Genomic DNA, 18,101 nt, shown 5'->3' on the forward strand with positions numbered 1-18,101 from the left:
GGGGGAACGGCTCCTCAGTCGGCCGCCAGCTGCGGCGCCTTGTGCTTGCGCCCGAAGCGCTGCTGCAGGCGGTCCATGTACAGGTAGATCACCGGCGTCAGGTACAGCGTGAGCACCTGCGACACCAGCAGGCCGCCGACCACGGCCAGGCCCAGCGGCCGCCGCGCCGAGGCGCCGGCGCCGATGCCCAGCGCGATCGGCAAGGTGCCGGCGAACGCGGCCATGGTGGTCATCATGATCGGCCGGAAACGCACGTGGCAGGCCTCGACGATCGCCTGCATCGGCGCCATGCCTTCCACGCGCTGCCGTTCCAGCGCGAAGTCGATCAGCATGATCGCGTTCTTCTTGACGATGCCGATCAGCATCACGATGCCGACGAAGGAGAACAGGTCCAGCGGCGCGCGGAAGAGCATCAGCGTCAGCAGCGCGCCGACGCCGGCGGCCGGCAGGCCGGAGAGGATCGTCAGCGGGTGGATGAAGCTCTCGTACAAAATGCCCAGCACCAGGTAGATCACGAACACCGCCAGCACCAGCAGCAGGCCCATGCCCTGCATCGAATCCTGGAACGCCTGCGCCGTGCCCTGCACGCTGCCGGTGATCGTCGCCGGCAGGTGCAGCTGCGCCATCGCGCCGTCGATGCGGCTCACCGCCTGGCTCAGGCTGACCCCGGGCGCCAGGTTGAAGGAGATCGTCACCGCGGGCAGCTGGCCCTGGTGGTTGACCGTGAGCGGGCGCGCCGTGCGCTGGAAGCTGGCCACCGAACTGAGCGGCACCAGCGCGCCGCTGCCGGAGGTGACGTACAGCTGCGACAACACCGCCGGATCATCCTGCAGCGCGTAGGCGACCTGCAGGATCACCCAGTACTGCGTGGCCGAGCCGTAGATGGTGGAGACCTGGTTGGCGCCGAACGCCGCGCCCAGCGCCTTCTGCACCTGGCGCATGGTGAGGCCCAGCGGCGCCAGCCGGGCGCGATCGACCTGCACCGCGATCGCCGGGCCGTTGAGGTCCAGGTCGCTGGTGACGTCCTGGAAACCGGGCAAGGCGCCGAATGCGCGCTCCACCTTGCCGGACGCCGCGTACAGCGCATCCAGGTCGACCGACTGCAAGGTGTACTGGTATTGCGCCTTGGACTGCCGGCCGCCGACCTGGATTGCCGGCGGGTTCTGGATGTAGGCGCGGATGCCGGGGATGCGGGCGAACTTCTGCCGCAGCTCCTGGATGATCTGCGCCGGATCGAGCGCACGCTCGGAGGCGGGTTTCAGGCGCAGGAACATGGTGCCGTTGTTGGTGGTCGCGCGCGAGCCGCCGCTGCCCACCGATGACATGAAGCTGTCGATGTTCGGGTCCTGCGCCACGATCGCAGCCAGTTCCTGCTGGCGCGCCTTCATCGCGGTGATCGAGATGTCGTCGGGCCCTTCGACGTTGACGATCAGCTGGCCGGTGTCGCCGGCCGGGATGAAATCCTTGTCGACCAGCACGAACAGCGCCGCGGTGGCCAGCAGGCTGGCGAAGAACACCCCCAGCACCACGCGCGGGCGCTGCACCGACCACGCCAGCGAGCGGTTGTAGCCGTCGCGCACGCGGTTGAAGCCCTGGTCGAACCAGCGCACCACGCGTGATTTCTCCGCGTGCCCGCCATGCTTGATGAAGCGGCTGCACAGCATCGGCGTCAAGGTGATCGAGACGAAACCGGAGATCAGGATCGCGGTGCTGATGGTCACCGCGAACTCGTGGAACAGCCGGCCCACGATGCCGCCCATGAACATCACCGGCAGGAACACCGCCACCAGCGAGATCGTCATCGAGAAGATCGTGAAGCCGATCTCCGCGGCACCTTTCAGCGACGCCTCGTACGGCTCCATGCCCTGCTCGACGTGGCGCACGATGTTCTCCAGCATCACGATCGCGTCGTCCACCACGAAGCCGACCACCAGGGTCAGCGCCAGCAGCGAGAGGTTGTCCAGGCTGTAGCCCAGCGCATACATCACGCCGAAGGTGCCGATCACCGAGACCGGCAGCGCCAGCGCCGGGATCAGCGTGGCCGAGGCGTTGCCGAGGAACAGGTAGATCACCAGGATCACCAGCACGCCGGCCAGCAGCAGGGTGTACTGCACGTCGTCGACCGAATGGCGGATCGATTCCGAGCGGTCGTACAGCACGCCGAGCTTGACCGACGGCGGCAGGCTGGCCTGGAACTGCGGCAGCACCTCGCGGATGCGGTCCACGGTGGCCACCGTGTTGGAGCCGGGCTGGCGGTCGATCGCCAGCACGATCGCGCGCTTGCCGTCGAACCAGCTGGCGACCTGGTCGTTCTGCACGCCGTCGCTGGCGTGGCCCAGCGCGGACAACCGGATCGGCGCGCCGTTGCGATAGGCCACCACGATGTCGTTGTACGGCGCGGCGCGCTGCAGCTGGCCGTCCGAACTGACCTGCAGCAACTGCCGGCTGCCGTTGAGCGAGCCGGTGGCGAGGTTGACGTTGGCGTCGGCGATGGCCTGCTGCAGCGTGTCGATGCCGATGCCGTTGGCGGCCAGCTTGTTCGGGTCCACGCTGATGCGCACCGCGTACTTCTGCGAGCCGAACACGTTCACCTGGGCCACGCCGTCGACCATCGACAGCCGCTGCGCCAGCTGGGTCTCGCCGTACTCGTTCACCGTCGACAGCGGCAAGGTGTCCGAGCTCAGGGTGAGATACAGGATCGCCTTGTCCGCCGGGTTGACCTTGCGGAACGTGGGCGGGGTCGGCATGGTCGTGGGCAGTTGCCGCTGCGCGGCCGAGATCGCCGCCTGCACGTCCTGCGCGGCGGCGTCGATGTTGCGGTCCAGGCCGAAGGTCAGAGTGATCGAGGTCGAGCCCAAGGCGCTGGTCGACGTCATCGTGGAGATGCCGGCGATGGTGGAGAACTCGTTCTCCAGCGGAGTGGCCACCGCGGTGGCCATCGTCTCCGGCGAGGCGCCGGGCAGCTTGGCGCTGACCGAGATGGTGGGGAAATCCACGTTCGGCAACTCGTTCACCGGCAGCTTCGGATAAGCCACCACGCCGAACACCACCAGGGCAACCATCAGCAGCACGGTCATCACCGGCCGGCGGATGCACAGCGCAGGCAGGTTCATGGCCCGCTCAACCGCCGCTCAGCACGCGCACGCGCGCGCCGTCGACCAGCAGCAACTGGCCATCGGTGACCACCCGCTCGCCGCCGTCCAGACCCTTGCTGACCACCACGCGGTCGGCCGCGCCACTGCCGATCGTGACCATCCGCTGGTGCACCACGCCGCCCGCATCAACCACGAACACGAAGCTGCCGCGCGGCGAGTTCTGCAGCGCCACCGCGGGTACCGTCACCACGTGGGTCAGCCGCGTGGTGGGCAGGGTGATCTCGACGAACTGGCCGGGCGTGAGCTCATCGTCCTCATTCGCATAGCGGGCCTTGAGCTGGATCGTGCCGGTGCTGGCGTCCACCGCGTTGTCGATGAAGTCCAGCGTGGCCTGCATCGACGCGGCCTTGCCCGGCAAGCGCACGATCACCGGCACCGCACCACGGGCATGCGCGGCCTTGAGCCCGGCCAGTTCGGCTTCGGGCACGGCGAAACGGATGTGGATCGGCTGCACCTGGTTGAGCACCACCAGATCGGTGCTGTTGGCGCTGACCTGCGCGCCGGGATACACCAGCGGCGCACCGGCGATGCCGTCGAACGGCGCGCGGATCGTGGCATAGCCCAGTTGCGTGCGCGCCAGTTCCACCGCCGCCTGGTCGGCCTTCATCGCGGCGGCATACAGGCCGGCGTTGGCCTTGGCCTCGTCGTAGGCCGATTTGGCCACATAGCCGTCCTTGAGCAGCGGACCGTAGCGTTTCAGCAGGGCCTGTGCGTTGGCGTACTGCGCCTGGTCGCGGGCCAGGTTGCCCTTCGCCTCGTCCAGCTGCGACTGCAGCAGGCTGGGGTCGAGGCGGATGATGGTGTCGCCCCTGGCGACATGGCCGCCGGGCTTGAACGACAGCGCCTGCAACTGGCCGCTGACGCGCGACTGCACGGTCACCGTGGACCACGCCTGCGCGCTGCCGATCACCTTCAACGAGAGATCGATGTCGCCGCGCTGCGCCGTGGCGACCCTGACCGGCACGGCCTGGGCGGGTGGGGTTGCCTGCGCGCTCGCCGCGCCATCACGCCCGCGCCAGAACTGCTGCGCCCCGAAACCGGCGAGCAGCAGCGCAGCTGCCGTCAACAGCAGTTTCCCGGATTTGTTCTGCGGCATGCTCGCTCCGGCCACGCCGGGTCAACCGGCGCGTGGGCGACACGCGGCTTGACCACGACATTCAATGCTTTTGCCCGGCCGTGGGGGCCAGGGGCCCACCCGGTACCGGCGACGCTCCATTCTGCGCCCGCGCGCCGGCAACCCGTGCAGGACCGATGGCACATGACATCGCGCGGATCAGTCGGAGGCGCCCGGGTTCTCGCCCGCATCCAGCGCCTGCAGGTTTTCCTTGATCCGGTTGAGCACGCCCAGCGCGTGTTCGAGTTCGGCGTACTCGATGCCCGCGGTGGCATCCTTGCGCAGGTCGCGCGCGATCAGCTCCATGTCGCCGATGACGACGCGTGCGCGGTCGGTGACGTAGAGTCGCCAGGCGCGGCGGTCGCGCGGATCGGCGCGGCGCTCGACGAAGCCCGCGGCCTGCAGCCGGTCGATCACCCGGCCCACCGCGATCGGCTCCATCTCCAGCGATTCGGCCAGTTCGGTCTGGCGCAGGCCCTCGCGGTGGTACAACATCTTGGTGGCGCGCCACTGCACGCGGGTCAGCCCGAATCTCACCGCGCGCCGATCGAAATGCTTGCGAAACAGCAAGGTCACGTCGTTGAGCAGATACCCGAAGGATAGGTCTTCCGTTTTCGCCATGATGCGCTGCCCCCGGCCGCCCGAAACCTGAGGCCAGCATAAGCCGCCCGCCTCCTGCAAAGCCATGCCCCTGGACATCGTCATTGCCGACATCACCACGCTGCACGTGGATGCCATCGTCAACGCCGCCAATGCCAGCCTGCTCGGCGGCGGTGGCGTCGACGGCGCGATCCACCGCGCCGCCGGTCCCGCGCTGCTGCAGGCCTGCCGGCAGCTTCCGTCGGTGCGTCCGGGCGCGCGCTGTCCGACTGGCGAGGCGCGCATCACGCCGGGCTTCGCGTTGCCGGCGGCACACGTGATCCACACCGTCGGCCCGGTGTGGCAGGGCGGCACGCAGGGTGAGGCGCGACTGCTGGCAAGTTGCCACGCCAACGCGATGCGGCTGCTGCGCGAGCACGGTTTGCGCACGATCGCGTTCCCGGCAATCAGCTGTGGCGTGTACGGCTATCCGGTGGCGCAGGCGGCCGCGGTGGCGCTGGCCAGCCTGCGCGACGAACTCGCCCGCGACGATCGCGTCAGCATCACCGTATGCTGCTTCAGCAACAGCGTGGCCGACATCTTCCGGCGTGTGCGCGACGCCACGCCGGACGACGGCACACCCTTCAACGCAGCTTGAACGGATACAGCGGCGGCAACGCGTCGTCCGAGTGATCGCCCGTGCCAGTCTGGCGCCAGGCGAAACCCCGCTTGAACGCCTCCGCCGGTGCCGTGCCGCCGACGTCGCCCGCCGCCGTACCGGCGGCGTAGCGACGACGCTGCAAGTCGTCGATCACCGCGCGCTGTGCCGCATCGTCCAGGGCAGCGGACAACTCGCCCGGATGCTGGACGTGCGGTCGCTCGGCGCGCGCCCAGGCCATCAGGCAGTGCAGTTGTCGTGCGGCGTCGGTGCCGCGCGCGGCGCTGATGAACTCCTGTCGCGCCCGGCGCGCGCTGTCCGGCACAACCGCGGGCGCCGGGGAAGCTTTGGGCATGGCGCGCCGCCGACGCTGCCACCACCAGGCCAGCACGCTGAGCAACCACAGCGCGAGACTGGCCAGCGCGATCCAGCGCCATGGCATGGCACCGGCGGGCGCGAGCATGGGCACGGGTGCGGTCGTGGCGGGCGCAGTCGTCGCCGCCGGGACCGCGCCTGCAGGTGATGCCGTGCTGCCGCCGATCGCCGGCAGCACCTCGATGCTGCGCGCGGGGATCTGTGCCACCTCCAGCCGGTCGGTGAGCACGTTCCACCAGGTCACCGTGGTCGCCGGGATCGTCAGCGGGCCGGGGCGCTCGGGCACGATGGCGAACGCCTGCTCGCGCTCGCCCACGGTCCACTGCCCGGCGACGTGGTTGCGGCTGACCGGCTTGTCCGGATAGACCGTGGCGCCGTCCAGCGGCGGCAGGCTCAGGCTCGGCAGCGCGTCGTCGGACAAGCCGGTGGCGCGCAACGTCATGGTGAGGTTGAGCGGCTGCCCCACGCGCACCGGCTGCTGCGCGTCCGGCCAGCCGTCGATCGTCAGGCTCAACGCCCGCGCCGGCAACCACGCCTTGTTGCCCCAATCCGCAGGCGCCGCCTGCACATCGATCGCCACCGGCGCGGCGCTGGCCGAGACGTTGTTGGTGGCGCCGAAGAAGCTGCCCGGGTCGTACGGGTCAACCGCACTGCCCTGGAAACTCGCTGCAGGGATTTCCAGCCGGCCGGCCTGCTGCGGGATCAGCGCATAGCGCCGTTCCAGCACGTGGTAGCTGCGGCCGCCGCGTTGCGTGTCGTAGCCGATGTCCTTGCCCAGCGGCTGCAGCGTCGCCCCATGGACATCGGGCATGTCGATCGAGCCGCCGCTGAGGTTGCCCGCGTAGAACAGCTTCACCACATAGCTGAACTGCTCGCCGACATAGCCGCGCTGTGGCTCCACCGTCGCCTCCATGAACACGTCGCGATTCGGCGCGGCACCCGCCACGGGCCCCTGCGCGTCGACCTGCAGCGACAGCGGCGCCGTGCGTTCGCCGGCGACCTGCAGCGACGGGATCTGCAAGCTGCCGGCGCGAAGAGGCCGCAGCGCGATGCCGAAGGTGAGGCTGGACGTCGCCTTGCCGTTCTCGACCGACAGGCTGCTGTTCTGCGAGGTGCCGAGGATGCTGAAATCCTGTTGCAGCGCCTGCAGGTCGGGCATCGCGGCGGACGCGGTGGCGCCCTCGACGCGGATATTGAGCGTGACCGTGTCGCCCAGTTGCACGTGATCGCGATCCAGCGTCGCGCTCACCTGCGCCGCGTGCGCGACCGGCACCAGCATCAGCGCGAACAGGCACAAGACGATGATGCGTGCGTGACTCATGGCTGGTCGTCCTCCTGCGCGCCGCCACCGTGGCGCTCGCGATATTCCAGTTCGAACTTGCGCCGCAGCAGGCCGCCGGGGTCGTCCTGCACGCGCTGCAGCGCGTGGCGCAGGTCGGCCGGCAGCTTCGACTGCGGATCATCCCGGTCCAGCGTGCCGAGCTGGTGCGTGGCCGGCGACTTCGCGTCCGCGGGCTGGCCGGCGGCCAGCGCCTGGTCCATCTGCTGCTTCAAGGCGCGCTGCGCCTGCTCGGCCTGCGCCTTCTGCTCGGCGCGCTCCCGCGCACTGCGTGGCGCGGGCTGATCGTGCGTGCCGGCGTCGCCGGGTTGCTGCGAACCGTTCGACGGCTTGTCCTGTTCGCCCGCACCGGAAGGCGACTGGCTCTTGTCGGATTTGCCCTGCCCCGACTTGTCCTGCTCCGATTTGTTCCCACCCGATTTTTCCTGGCCTGATTTCCCCTGGCCCGACTTGTCGTCACCCGACTTGTCCTGCTCGGACTTGTTGTGGTCCGCGCTGTCCGGCGAGGATTTTTGCTGCTTCGACTGCCGTTTCAGCCACTCTTCCACGGCTTGGCGGTTGGCCTTGGCGTCGGCATTGGCCGGATCGAGTTGCAGCGCCTGGTCGTAGGCCTCGATCGCCTGTCGATACTGCTGCGCTTTCGCCAGCGCATTGCCGCGGTTGTAGGCGGCATCGCTGCCGGGGGCGTGCTGCAGCGCGTCCGCCGCCGCGGCATAGTCGCCGGCGCGGTAAGCCGCCACGCCGCGCCAAGCGGGATCGCGGGCGAGTTGCTGCGCCTGCACGGCATGGCCGTCGCGCAGCGCCTGCACGGCCTGCTGGTCGGGGCGTTGCCACAGGTCCTGCCAGGTGCCGGCCTGCGCCGTGCGCGGCAGCAGCGGCAGGCTGACCAGCAGCACGAGCATGATCCAGCCGCGGCGAAACGCCGTGGCGGCCACCAGCAGCAGCGGCAGCAACAGCCACGGCCCGCGATCCTGCCACTGCGCACCGTGCTGGCCGCTGGCCTGGGCTGCGCCGCTGCTGCGCAGTTGTGCGTGCAGGGCGTCGATGTCGCCGTGGTCGGCGCTCATCGCCACGTAGACGCCGCCGCCTGCGCGCGCCAGCGCGTCAAGCGCGGCGTCGTCGCGTGCGGCCAGCACCATGCGGTCCTGCGCGTCGTGCAGGAAGCCGCCCTCGGGCAGCGGGACCGGGCCGCCGTGGACGCTGCCCACGCCGAGCACCGAGACGCGCACGCCGGCGGCGAGCGCCTTGCGCGCGGCCGCGTCGGCGGCGGTATCCGCCTGGTCGGTGATCAGCACCAGCGTGCCGCCGTCGGCATTCGCCTGCTGGACCAGACGCACGCCGCGGTCGATCGCCGCGGCCGCGTCGTTGCCGTCCACCGGCATGGTGTCGGGCGCCATCGCGTCGAGCAGATCGTCGAGGCTGTGGGCATCGGAGGTCAGCGGCGCGACGACGAAGGCCTCGCCAGCGTAGCCGATCAGCGCGTTCAGGCCGGCACGGTTGGCCGCCAGCAGCTCGTGCGCCTTAAGCCGTGCGCGATCGAGCCGGCTCGGCGCCACGTCGCGCGCCAGCATGTGCCGCGACAGCGAGATCGCCAGCACCTGCGCCGGACGGTTGGCGTACAGCGCCTGCTCGACGCGGTTCCAGGTCGGCCCGGCCAGCGCCAGCGTGGCCAGCAGCCAGGCCAGCGCGAACAGCCACAGCGGCAACTGGCGCCGGCGCGGCTGTCCGCGCAGCAGCCGTGGCAGCAAAGCCGGGTCGACCAGTCGCGACAGGATCAGCTGGCCGCTGTCGCGCCGCCAGCACGGAAGCGCCAGCAGCGGCAGGCCGAGGAGTGCCAGCAACCACCAGGGGTGCAGGAAATGGAACTGTTGCAGCAACTCGCTCATGCCGCCTGCTCCCGCACACGCAGCCGGGTGGGCACGATCGCCAGCAGCAGCAACACCAGCGCAGCCAGCAGCGGCCAGCGGAACAGTTCGTGGCGCGGCCGCAACGCCGGCCCCTGCCGCGGCATCGGCTCCAGCGCGTTGATGGTGCGGTAGGCGTCGGCCAGCTCGCTGCTGTCGGTGGCACGGAAGAAGCGCCCGCCGGTTTCGGCGGTGATCGCCTTGAGCATGTCGGCGTCGAGGTCGGCCGAGGGGTTGACCATCTGCAGGCCGAAGAATCCCGGCACCTGCATCGCGGTGGCGCCGATGCCGATGGCGTAGATCCGCACGCCCGCGGCCTTGGCGGCACGCGCCGCCTCGCGCGGAGCGATGCCGCCGGCGTTGTTGACGCCGTCGGTGAGCAACACCAGGACGCGCGCTGCCTCCGGCAGGCCCGCCAATCGCTTCACCGCCACGGCGATGGCGTCGCCGATCGCAGTCTGGTCGCCCGCCAGGCCCACCGCTGCGGTCTGCAGCTGCGCGCGCACGGCCGAGAGGTCGTAGGTCAGCGGCGTGACCAGATAGGCCTGGCTGCCGAACAGGATCAGGCCCATTTCGTCGCCGCGGCGCCGGCTGATGAAGTCGCTGGCGATCGCCTCCACCGCGCCGAAGCGGCTGACCGGTTGGCCGGCCAGCTGCATGTCCGGCGTGCGCATGCTGCCGGAGAGATCCACCGCCATCATCATCGCCCGCCCGCTGCGCTGCTGCGCCTGCGGCGGACCCAGCCACTGCGGCCGCGCCGCGGCGGCGAGCAGGCACAACCAGGCCAGCCCGAGCAGCCACGGCGCGGCACCGTGGTTGCGCCGGTCAGCCACCGAATCCAGCTTCACGCCCGGCTGTGGCAGATGCAGCGCGACGCCCGGGGCGGCCGCACGCCACCACCAGCGCAGCAACCACGGCAACGGCAACAGCAGTACGACCCAGGGCCAGGCGAATTCAGGCATCGGCTGGCTCCGAGGAGGGCTTCTTCCGCTTCCATGTGGACGGCTTTACGGCCAAACGCAGCCACCGCCGTGCGGCCTCGACGAGATCGTTTTCGTCGCCGCTGCGGGGTGGCTGGTAGATGAGCTGCTCCAGCCGATGCAGGCTGTCCTGCGTGGCCGCGTCCACCGGCACCCGCGCCAGGACGTGCCGCCAGGCATCGCCACGCAGATGCACCGCGGCGGCGTCCTGTTCGCGGGCGACGCGCCGCAAGAGTTGATGCAGGCCGCCGAGCAGGGCCGCGCGATCGCCGTCCTCGCGGTGCCGCCGGACAAGGTTATCCAGCTCGCCAAGAATGCGCCGCTGCCGTTGCCGCACGCGGCAGCGGCGTTGCCAAACCCACGCGAGGCCCGCAAACACCAGCAGCGCGAGCACGGCAAGCAGCCACCAGCCGGGTGCGGGCGGCCACCACGAGGGTTCGGCCGGCAGGTGGATGTCGCGCAGTACCGGCCCCGGCGCAGCGGCCGTCGGCGGCGTCGCCGCCGCGATCATCGCGGCGACCTCTTGCGACCGATCAGGCCCGCCACGGCATCGAGCGGATCGGCCGCGGTATCGATGGTGGCGTGGCGCAGACCCAGCGAGCCGGCCAACTCACTCAGCCGTCGGGCGCCTGCACCCAATGCCTGGCGAAAATCTGCACGCTGATGCGCCGACTGCAGCCGCACCTCGCGACGCTCGCCTGCATGCTCCAGCGGATAGCGCCCCGGCGGCGCGAGCTCCAGCTCCAGCGCATCCGCCGTGACCAGTACGGCCACGCCCGCGTGCCGGGTCAGTTCAATCAGTCGCTGGCGCGCGGCGGCGTCGCAACTGAAGCCGTCGCTGAGCAGCAGGACGCGGCTCGCACTCCGCGCCACGTGTGCCGCGCGTGTCAGCGCATCGGAGAGCGGCTGTTGTTGGTCGGCGCGATCCGCCGCGTGCCATCGCGCCAGCGCACCGCATACGGCGAGTGCACCATGCGCGCCGGCTTGCGGCGCCAACCACTGGTCGACGCCGCCGAAGCCCAGCATCGCCACGCGCTCGCCGGCACGGGTGGCAAACCACGCGGCCAGTGCCGCCGCGCGGGCCGCCTGCACCGACTTGAAACGCACCCGCGTGCCGAAATGCATGCTGGCATGGGTATCGAGCAGGATCAGCAGACAGCCTTCTCGATCCTCCTGGAACAGCTTCGTGTGCAGCTTGCCGCTGCGTGCGGTGAGTCGCCAGTCGAGTCGGCGCACATCGTCGCCGGCCTGGTAGACGCGCGACTCGGCGTAATCCATGCCGCGGCCGTACAGACGGCTGGACTGCTGGCCGTGGCGGGCGGCGCGCGTGCTCAGCGGCGCCATGCGCACAGAGCCGACGCGCGCACGCAACGCGATCAGCTCGGCCAGCGACACCTCGCTTGCGCCATTGCCATCCGCGACTTGTGACGCCAGGACACTCACGGCAGCGGCACGAGATCCAGCAGGCGCGCCACCACCTGGTCGGGGGTGACGCCTTCGGCCTGCGCTTCGTAGCTGAGCAGCACCCGATGGCGCAGCACCTCATGGACGATTGCATGCACGTCCTCGGGCAACACGTAGGCGCGGCCGGCCAGCCAGGCCTGCGCCCGCGAACAGCGATCCAGCGCGATGGTGGCGCGCGGGCTCCCGCCCCAGGCGATCCAGCGCTTCAATTCCGCGCCATAACGGCCGGCGTCGCGCGTCGCCAGCACCAGCTGCGCGAGGTACTCCTCCAGCGCCGGCGCCATGTGCACGGCCATCGCCGCATCGCGCGCGGCAAACACCTCGTGCTGGCTGAGCAGCGCGCGTGGGGGCGCGGCCGGGTGGGCGCGCCGGCTGGCCTGCTCGCGCGCCAGCTTGAGGATCGCCAGCTCCGCCGCGGCATCGGGATAGCCGATCGTCACGTGCATCAGGAACCGGTCGAGCTGGGCCTCCGGCAGACTGAAGGTGCCCTCCTGCTCGATGGGGTTCTGCGTGGCCATCACCATGAACAGCTCGGGCAGTTTCCAGGTGCTGCGGCCCACGGTGATCTGCTGCTCGGCCATCGCCTCGAGCAGGGCCGACTGCACCTTGGCCGGCGCGCGGTTGATCTCGTCGGCCAGGATGATGTTGTGGAACAGCGGCCCGCGCTCGAACTCGAAACTGCCCGACTGCGGCCGGAACACGTCGGTGCCGGTGAGGTCGGCCGGCAGCAGGTCGGGGGTGAATTGCACGCGGTGGAAATCCGCCTCGATCCGCGCCGCCAGCGCCTTCACCGCGGTGGTTTTGGCCAGGCCGGGCGCGCCTTCGACCAGCAGGTGGCCGTCGGCCAGCAGCGCCACCAGCAGGCAATCGATGAGCTTCGGCTGGCCGATGATGCAATCCACCAGCTCCTCGCGCAGGCGGGCGAACGATTGCTGCAGCGCGCCGAGAGGCGGGTTTTCGGGCATGTCCATGGGCAGTTCCAGTTACGGGGCAAGGCCTGCGGCATCCTTGGAGAGCGGACGCGTCGGCGTGCTTCAGACCATCATCGGCACGGGAAGTTTAATGTGACGTGCGCCGGCGGCCGGCGCGCACGAAAAAGGGGCGGCCGAAGCCGCCCCTTTTCTTCGCCGCTGCGTGGCGGCTTACTGCAAGGTGTCGCTGAGGATGCGCGGCGTCACGAAGATCAGCAACTCCGCCTTGGTGGTGCTGCGCTTGGTGTTGCGGAACAGCGCGCCGAGACCGGGGATGTCGCCCAGCCCGGGCACCTTGGAGACGGTGTTGCTCTTGTTGACCTCGTAGATGCCGCCGAGCACCACGGTCTGGCCGTTGTCGACCAGCGCCGAGGTGTTCACCTCGCGCGTGTCGATCTGCGGCACCTGGCCGTTCGGCGTGTTGAGGAAGCCGGCCAGCGCATCCTTCTTCACGTTGATCGCCAGGTAAACTCGGTTGTCGGCGGTGATCGTCGGGGTCACCTTCAGCTCCAGCACGGCGTCCTTGAACTGCACCGAGGCGGTCGGTGCGCCACCGGTGCCGGAGCCCTGGTTCTGGTAGGTGACGTAACCGACTTCCTGGCCCTGGCGGATCACGGCCTCCTGCTGGTTGGCGGTGATCACGCGCGGGCTGGAGATCACCTCGCCACGGCCTTCGGATTGCGCTGCGGAGAGCTCCAGGTCGATCGCGTAGTTGGCGCCGAGGATGGCGAAGCCCAGCGTGCTGCCGCCGTTCACCGGCATGTTCACGTTGAAGCCGCCGGGCAAGGTCACCGCACCCGGATGCGGCGGAGCACCCTGGCTGCCGTTGGCCACCCAGTCGGTGACTGCGTTGTTGTAGTTGACGATGTTGTTGTGCACGCCGGTGCCGTACTTCAGCGCGCCATCGCCGGTCGGTGCGGTGGTGATGATGTTGTTGTTGTTGGTCTGGTTGCCGGACACGCCCCACTTCACGCCCAGCTCGCGGGTGAAGTCGTCGGTGGCCACCACGATGCGCGATTCGATCAGCACCTGCTGCACCGGCTTGTCCAGCACGGCGATCAGCTCACGCAACTGCTTGATCTTCTCCGGCGTGTCGTTGAGCAGCAGGGTGTTGGTGCGCTGGTCGAACGAGACGCTGCCGCGCGGCGAGAGGAACCCGCGCTGGGTGTTGGAGCCGCCGCCACCGCCGCCCTGCATGCTGCCGGTGGTCAGCAGCTTGGCGATGTCGGAGGCCTTGCCGTAGCTGATCGGCACGTAGTCGGTGACCAGCTCGGCGGTGTCCTGCGCCTTCAGCTTGGCGTCGGCCAGATCCTGTTCGTACTTGGCCAACTCAGCCTGCGGCGCGACCCAGATGACGTTGCCGTTGCGGCGCTTGTCCAGGCTCTTGGCGCGCAGGATCACGTCCAGCGCCTGATCCCACGGCACGTTGACCAGGCGCAGGGTGACGCTGCCGCCGACGCTGTCGGAGGCGACCAGGTTGAGCCCGGAGATATCGGCGATCAGCTGCAACGCCGAGCGCACCGGGATGTCCTGGAAGTTGAAGGTGACGCGCTTGCCGTTGTAATTGGGCTGCGCGTCCAGCTTGGCCAGGCGCTCATCCTTGGCGGCGGCCTTCTTCGGTGCCACCTCGACCACGTACTGGTCGGGGGTCTGGTAGGCCGAGGTCTCGACCGTCCCCTTGGTGTCGATCTCGATGCGCGCGCCGCCGCCGTTGCCGACGCGGCTGGTGATCGACTGCACCGGGGTGGCGAAGTCCAGCGTATCCAGGCGCTGCGCGAGGTTGGCCGGCAGGTTGGCGTGATCGATGGTGACCACCACCTTGTCGCCCTGACGGGTCATTTCCGGCTGCGCGCCGCTGCCGCTGAAGCTGACCAGCACGCGGCCCTCGCCGTTCGGGCCGCGACGGAAGTCGATGTTGGAGATCGCCGGGCCATCGGAGGACGACGGCAGCCGCTTGGTCGGGTCGATCGTGGAGGCGGTGGTGACCGCCTGGTCGGCGGTGCCGTTGTTGATCGTCAGCACCAGGCTGTTGCCATCGACGCTGGCGCGGTAGCTCGACGCGCGCATCAGCTCGACCACCACGCGGGTGCGCCCACCGGCAGACACTGCCGAGACGCCGGAGGTCGAACCCTTGCCGATGTCCATGTGCCGCCCGGCGGCATTGGTCGTATCGGGCAGGTCGACCGCGATGCGCGGCGGATTGTCCGTGGTGAAGATCTTCGGCTCCGGCACCGGGCCGTCGCCGAAGTTCAGGTGCAGCTGGACGCTGCCGCCTGGCAAGGCGTCGTAGCTGATGTTCTTCAGCGTGGTGGTGGCCGCGATGGCGGCACTGGCCCAGGTGGCACCGACGATCAGCAGGCCCATCAGGAAGTAACGGCTCGCATGGCGCATGACTCGGCCCCGCACGGATTGGAATTGGTTGGTCATTGCATCTGCCCCTGTGTACCTATTGCTCGCCGAGTGCGACGCTGGCGGGACGTTCCATCCAGCCACCATTGCCGTTGGATACCAACTCGACCAGATCGACATGGTCTTCGCTGATGGCGGTGATGTGTCCGTAGTTCTGTCCCATGTATTCCCCCACATGGACGCGATGGATGACACCACCCGGGTCCTTGATCAGGACCTCCATCTTCGGACCGACACCGACCGTACCGACCATCTTGAGGCTGTCGAGGGCGAACATCTCCAGCGGCTCCTTGGCCCGGTTGGCGTCCGGCCGCGGTCCGCTGGTCGCGTTGTCGTTCTGCAGTTCGGCCGTGCTGGGGCTGAACGGATCACGCTTGTCCTGGTCTTCGTACTTGAACGTCTCGAAGGTCTTGATCACGGGCAGCGGCGGAATCGGCGCACCCTTCTTGGCCTTCTCCTGCGCGACCCAGGTGCGCAGGTCGGACATGCCGCGGGTGCAACCGGCCAGAACCAGCACAGCCAGCAGGATCAGCAGCAGCCGCGTCACGCCGGCGGACTTGCGGGCAATCGACTTGTTCATCATTTCTTCGCCCCCGCCTTGGTTGCCGCGGCAGCGCTTTCGTCGTCATCGAGATAACGGTAGGTCTTGACCGTGCCCTCCAGCACCAGTTGTCCGGTGCCAACCGTGCCCGCCTTGGTCGGCGCCTTCGGCGTCAGCGAGACGTCGTGCATGGTGAGGATGACCACTCGCGGCAGCGAAGCCACGCCGCTGATGAAGGTGCCGAACTGATGGTAGGTGCCGGTGAACTTCAAGGCGATCGGTCTCTCCGCGTAGAAGTCCTTGGGCGTTTCCGCGCCAGGCACGAACAGGTCACTCTCCAGCCCCGCGGCCTGCGCGGTCTGCGAGATGTCGATCAGCAACTCGGGCATCTCGGTCTTGCTGGGCAGCTGGCGCAGCAACTGGCGCAGCATGTCCTGCATCTCGTTGAGCTGCTGCTCCAGCGCCTCGAGATTGACCGACTTGGCCTGCTTGGTGGAGAACTCCTGCTTGAGGCTGTTCTCCTTGGTGGCCAGCGTATCGAGACTGTCCTGCTGGTCGCTGACGATGAAGTACCAGCCCACCAGCAGCACCACCGCGAGGACCAGCACGGTGAAGAAGATCTTGACCGACTGCGGCCAGCCGCCGACGTTGTTCTTGTCGAGGTTTTGCAGATCGCTGAAGAAACTCATGATCCGGCACCTCCCTTGGCAGCGGCGGCAGGGGTGGGCGTGACTTCCGGCGTTGACCTGGCCGTGGCGGAGGTCGCGCTGGCCGGCGGCGCGTTGAGCGCTGCAGGTACGGCCGGCGTGGCCGTGGAGGTAGTCGGTTCCACCTGCGCCTTGGTCGGGTCGACCTCGTCGGTCTTGGGCCGGCTCAGCGTCACGTTGAGGCCGAACTGGTAGGGCATGCGGGTCGCATCATGGGTGTTTTCGGTCTTGCGCAGGTCCGCATGGCCCATCCACGGCGAGGACTCGATGTTGCGCATGTACTCGGCGACGCTGGCGTTGGACTGCGCCACGCCGTCGAGCGACATCGACTGGCCGCTCTGCTTGAGCGCGGTCAGCCGCGCACTGGTCGGGATGGTTTTCACCAGTTCGTCGAACAGGTGCACCATCTGCGAGCGATCGGCCTGCAACTGCTCGATGATCTGCTTGCGCGCCAGCAGGTGCTCGCGCACTTTTTCCAGGTCCTTGATCTTGGCGATGCGCACGTCCAACTGCTTGATTTCGGTCTGCAGGTAGGCGTTGCGGTCGTTCTGGTTGTCGATGCGCTGGTCCATCCAGAAGATCCACAGCAGCAGCAGCAGCACGGCGGCCACGAAAGCGGCGGCCAGCTGCATGTAGAACTCGCGTTCGCGCTGCTTGCGCCGCTCCGCGCGCCACGGAAGTAGGTTGACGTGTGCCATCAGTCGAAGCTCCTCAGGGCGAGGCCGACCGCGATCATCAGGGCCGGGGCATCCTGCGCCAGCGCCTGGGCCTGCACCCGCGGCGACAACGACATGCGGGCCAGCGGGTTGGCGACCACGCAAGGCACGCCGAGCTGCTCTTCCAGCATCGGGCCCAGTCCCTCGATCGAGGCGCAGCCGCCGGCCAGCACCACCTGGTCGACCTTGCTGTATTCGCTGCCGGCGAAGAAGAACTGCAGCAGGCGGCTGATCTGCTGGATCAGCGACTCCTTGAACGGCTCCAGCGCCTCGGTCTCGTAGGACTCCGGCAGGCCGCCCTTGCGCTTGGCGCGGCCAGCCTCCTCGTAGGAGAGCCCGAAGCGGCGCATGATCTCGTCGGTGAGCTGCTTGCCGCCGAACACCTGTTCGCGCGAATAGATGGTGCGCTGGTTGCGCAGCACGGAAAGCGTGGTCATGGTCGCGCCGATGTCGACCACCGCCACCAGGGCGTCGCGGCCGACGTTGAGCTGGTCGGCGACCATCGCGAAGGCGTTCTCCATCGCGAAGGCCTCCACGTCGATGACGCCGGCAGTGAGGCCGCCCAGATCCAACGCCGCCACGCGCATGTCGACGTTCTCGGTGCGCGAGGCCGCCAGCAGCACGTTGTTCATGTCCGGGTTGTCGCGTACCGGGCCGATCACCTCGAAATCGAGGCTGACCTCGTCGATCGGATACGGGATGTACTGATTGGCCTCGACCTGGATCTGGCCCTCGAGGTCATCGTCGGATAGCTCGCTGGTCATCGGGATGATCCGCGTGATCACCGCCGACCCGGCCACCGCGGCGGCGGCGTGCTTGAGCTTGGAACCCGAGCGGGCCAGGGCGCGGCGGATCGCGTCGCCCACCGCCTCGACCTCGACGATGTTCTTCTCGACCACCGCATTGGGCGGGAGCGGTTCCACCGCGTAGTGCTCCACGCGATAGCGCCCGCCCGCCTGACTCAGCTGCAGCAGCTTGACGGCGGTCGAACTGATGTCGACGCCGATCAGCGCCGGCTTCTTCGGTGTAAAGAGCCCCACGGTGTGTCCCCCTTGCCGCTGACGCCCTGACCAGAGTTCTGGCGGGATGCGCAGTGGCATTAAATCTAAAAATTAACGCAATGGCAACGGTCTACAGGAACTTTCTCAAGTAATTGGCGTGATGTCCACCACATTTGCAGAGCTTGCCC

15 protein-coding genes are annotated in these 18,101 nt (G+C 68.8%); 1 reads left to right on the plus strand and 14 read right to left on the minus strand.

The genetic code is table 11. The features are described 5' to 3' along the window. Positions 1 to 14: 14 nt before the first annotated feature. From ACVCL3_RS09100 to ACVCL3_RS09110, 3 genes are all read right to left on the minus strand, one after another. The gene (locus tag ACVCL3_RS09100) at positions 15 to 3,113 is read right to left on the minus strand and encodes an efflux RND transporter permease subunit (RefSeq protein ID WP_447101061.1); all 3,099 of its coding nucleotides are present in this window, start codon (positions 3,111 to 3,113) and stop codon (positions 15 to 17) included. 7 nt (positions 3,114 to 3,120) lie between these two features. Then, the gene (locus ACVCL3_RS09105) at positions 3,121 to 4,251 is read right to left on the minus strand and encodes an efflux RND transporter periplasmic adaptor subunit (protein WP_447101062.1); all 1,131 of its coding nucleotides are present in this window, start codon (positions 4,249 to 4,251) and stop codon (positions 3,121 to 3,123) included. Between the two features lie 177 nt (positions 4,252 to 4,428). Then, positions 4,429 to 4,890: a MarR family winged helix-turn-helix transcriptional regulator gene (locus ACVCL3_RS09110; RefSeq protein ID WP_395116007.1), complete on the minus strand. Its 462-nt coding sequence runs from the start codon at positions 4,888 to 4,890 to the stop codon at positions 4,429 to 4,431. A gap of 64 nt (positions 4,891 to 4,954) precedes the next feature. On the opposite strand from ACVCL3_RS09110, the gene ACVCL3_RS09115 reads away from it, so the two are divergent. Next, complete coding sequence (locus ACVCL3_RS09115; RefSeq protein ID WP_447101063.1) at positions 4,955 to 5,506, plus strand: O-acetyl-ADP-ribose deacetylase; 552 nt, start codon at positions 4,955 to 4,957, stop codon at positions 5,504 to 5,506. On the opposite strand, the gene ACVCL3_RS09120 is transcribed toward ACVCL3_RS09115, so the two are convergent. From ACVCL3_RS09120 to ACVCL3_RS09170, 11 genes are all read right to left on the minus strand, one after another. Continuing rightward, entirely contained in the window at positions 5,493 to 7,202 is a 1,710-nt protein-coding gene (locus tag ACVCL3_RS09120) for a BatD family protein (RefSeq protein WP_447101064.1), read from the minus strand. The two genes, ACVCL3_RS09115 and ACVCL3_RS09120, sit on opposite strands and share 14 nt — an antisense overlap. Then, positions 7,199 to 9,106, minus strand: a complete 1,908-nt coding sequence (locus ACVCL3_RS09125; protein ID WP_447101065.1) for a tetratricopeptide repeat protein — start codon at positions 9,104 to 9,106, stop codon at positions 7,199 to 7,201. The genes ACVCL3_RS09120 and ACVCL3_RS09125 overlap by 4 nt, the downstream gene beginning before the upstream one ends. Continuing rightward, positions 9,103 to 10,086: a VWA domain-containing protein gene (locus ACVCL3_RS09130; RefSeq protein ID WP_395121207.1), complete on the minus strand. Its 984-nt coding sequence runs from the start codon at positions 10,084 to 10,086 to the stop codon at positions 9,103 to 9,105. The genes ACVCL3_RS09125 and ACVCL3_RS09130 overlap by 4 nt, the downstream gene beginning before the upstream one ends. Next, positions 10,079 to 10,615, minus strand: a complete 537-nt coding sequence (locus tag ACVCL3_RS09135; protein WP_447101066.1) for a DUF4381 domain-containing protein — start codon at positions 10,613 to 10,615, stop codon at positions 10,079 to 10,081. Before ACVCL3_RS09135 ends, ACVCL3_RS09130 begins: the two co-directional genes overlap by 8 nt. Next, positions 10,612 to 11,547 (minus strand): DUF58 domain-containing protein, encoded by a 936-nt coding sequence (locus ACVCL3_RS09140; RefSeq protein WP_447097415.1) that lies wholly within the window; start codon positions 11,545 to 11,547, stop codon positions 10,612 to 10,614. Before ACVCL3_RS09140 ends, ACVCL3_RS09135 begins: the two co-directional genes overlap by 4 nt. Then, positions 11,544 to 12,539 carry an AAA family ATPase gene (locus ACVCL3_RS09145; RefSeq protein ID WP_447101067.1) on the minus strand — a complete coding sequence of 332 codons (996 nt, stop codon included), beginning with the start codon at positions 12,537 to 12,539 and terminating at the stop codon, positions 11,544 to 11,546. Before ACVCL3_RS09145 ends, ACVCL3_RS09140 begins: the two co-directional genes overlap by 4 nt. A gap of 171 nt (positions 12,540 to 12,710) precedes the next feature. Then, positions 12,711 to 14,930, minus strand: a complete 2,220-nt coding sequence (gene pilQ / locus ACVCL3_RS09150) for a type IV pilus secretin PilQ (protein WP_447097417.1) — start codon at positions 14,928 to 14,930, stop codon at positions 12,711 to 12,713. 55 nt (positions 14,931 to 14,985) lie between these two features. Beyond that, positions 14,986 to 15,528 carry a pilus assembly protein PilP gene (locus ACVCL3_RS09155; RefSeq protein WP_395121197.1) on the minus strand — a complete coding sequence of 181 codons (543 nt, stop codon included), beginning with the start codon at positions 15,526 to 15,528 and terminating at the stop codon, positions 14,986 to 14,988. Further along, positions 15,528 to 16,178, minus strand: a complete 651-nt coding sequence (locus ACVCL3_RS09160) for a type 4a pilus biogenesis protein PilO (RefSeq protein ID WP_447101068.1) — start codon at positions 16,176 to 16,178, stop codon at positions 15,528 to 15,530. Before ACVCL3_RS09160 ends, ACVCL3_RS09155 begins: the two co-directional genes overlap by 1 nt. Continuing rightward, positions 16,175 to 16,894 carry a PilN domain-containing protein gene (locus tag ACVCL3_RS09165; RefSeq protein WP_395121193.1) on the minus strand — a complete coding sequence of 240 codons (720 nt, stop codon included), beginning with the start codon at positions 16,892 to 16,894 and terminating at the stop codon, positions 16,175 to 16,177. Before ACVCL3_RS09165 ends, ACVCL3_RS09160 begins: the two co-directional genes overlap by 4 nt. After that, on the minus strand, positions 16,894 to 17,952 hold the full coding sequence (locus ACVCL3_RS09170) for a pilus assembly protein PilM (protein ID WP_395121191.1): 1,059 nt from the start codon (positions 17,950 to 17,952) through the stop codon (positions 16,894 to 16,896). The genes ACVCL3_RS09165 and ACVCL3_RS09170 overlap by 1 nt, the downstream gene beginning before the upstream one ends. Positions 17,953 to 18,101: the final 149 nt, after the last annotated feature.

The sequence above is a fragment of the Rhodanobacter sp. UC4437_H4 genome, assembly GCF_052978425.1.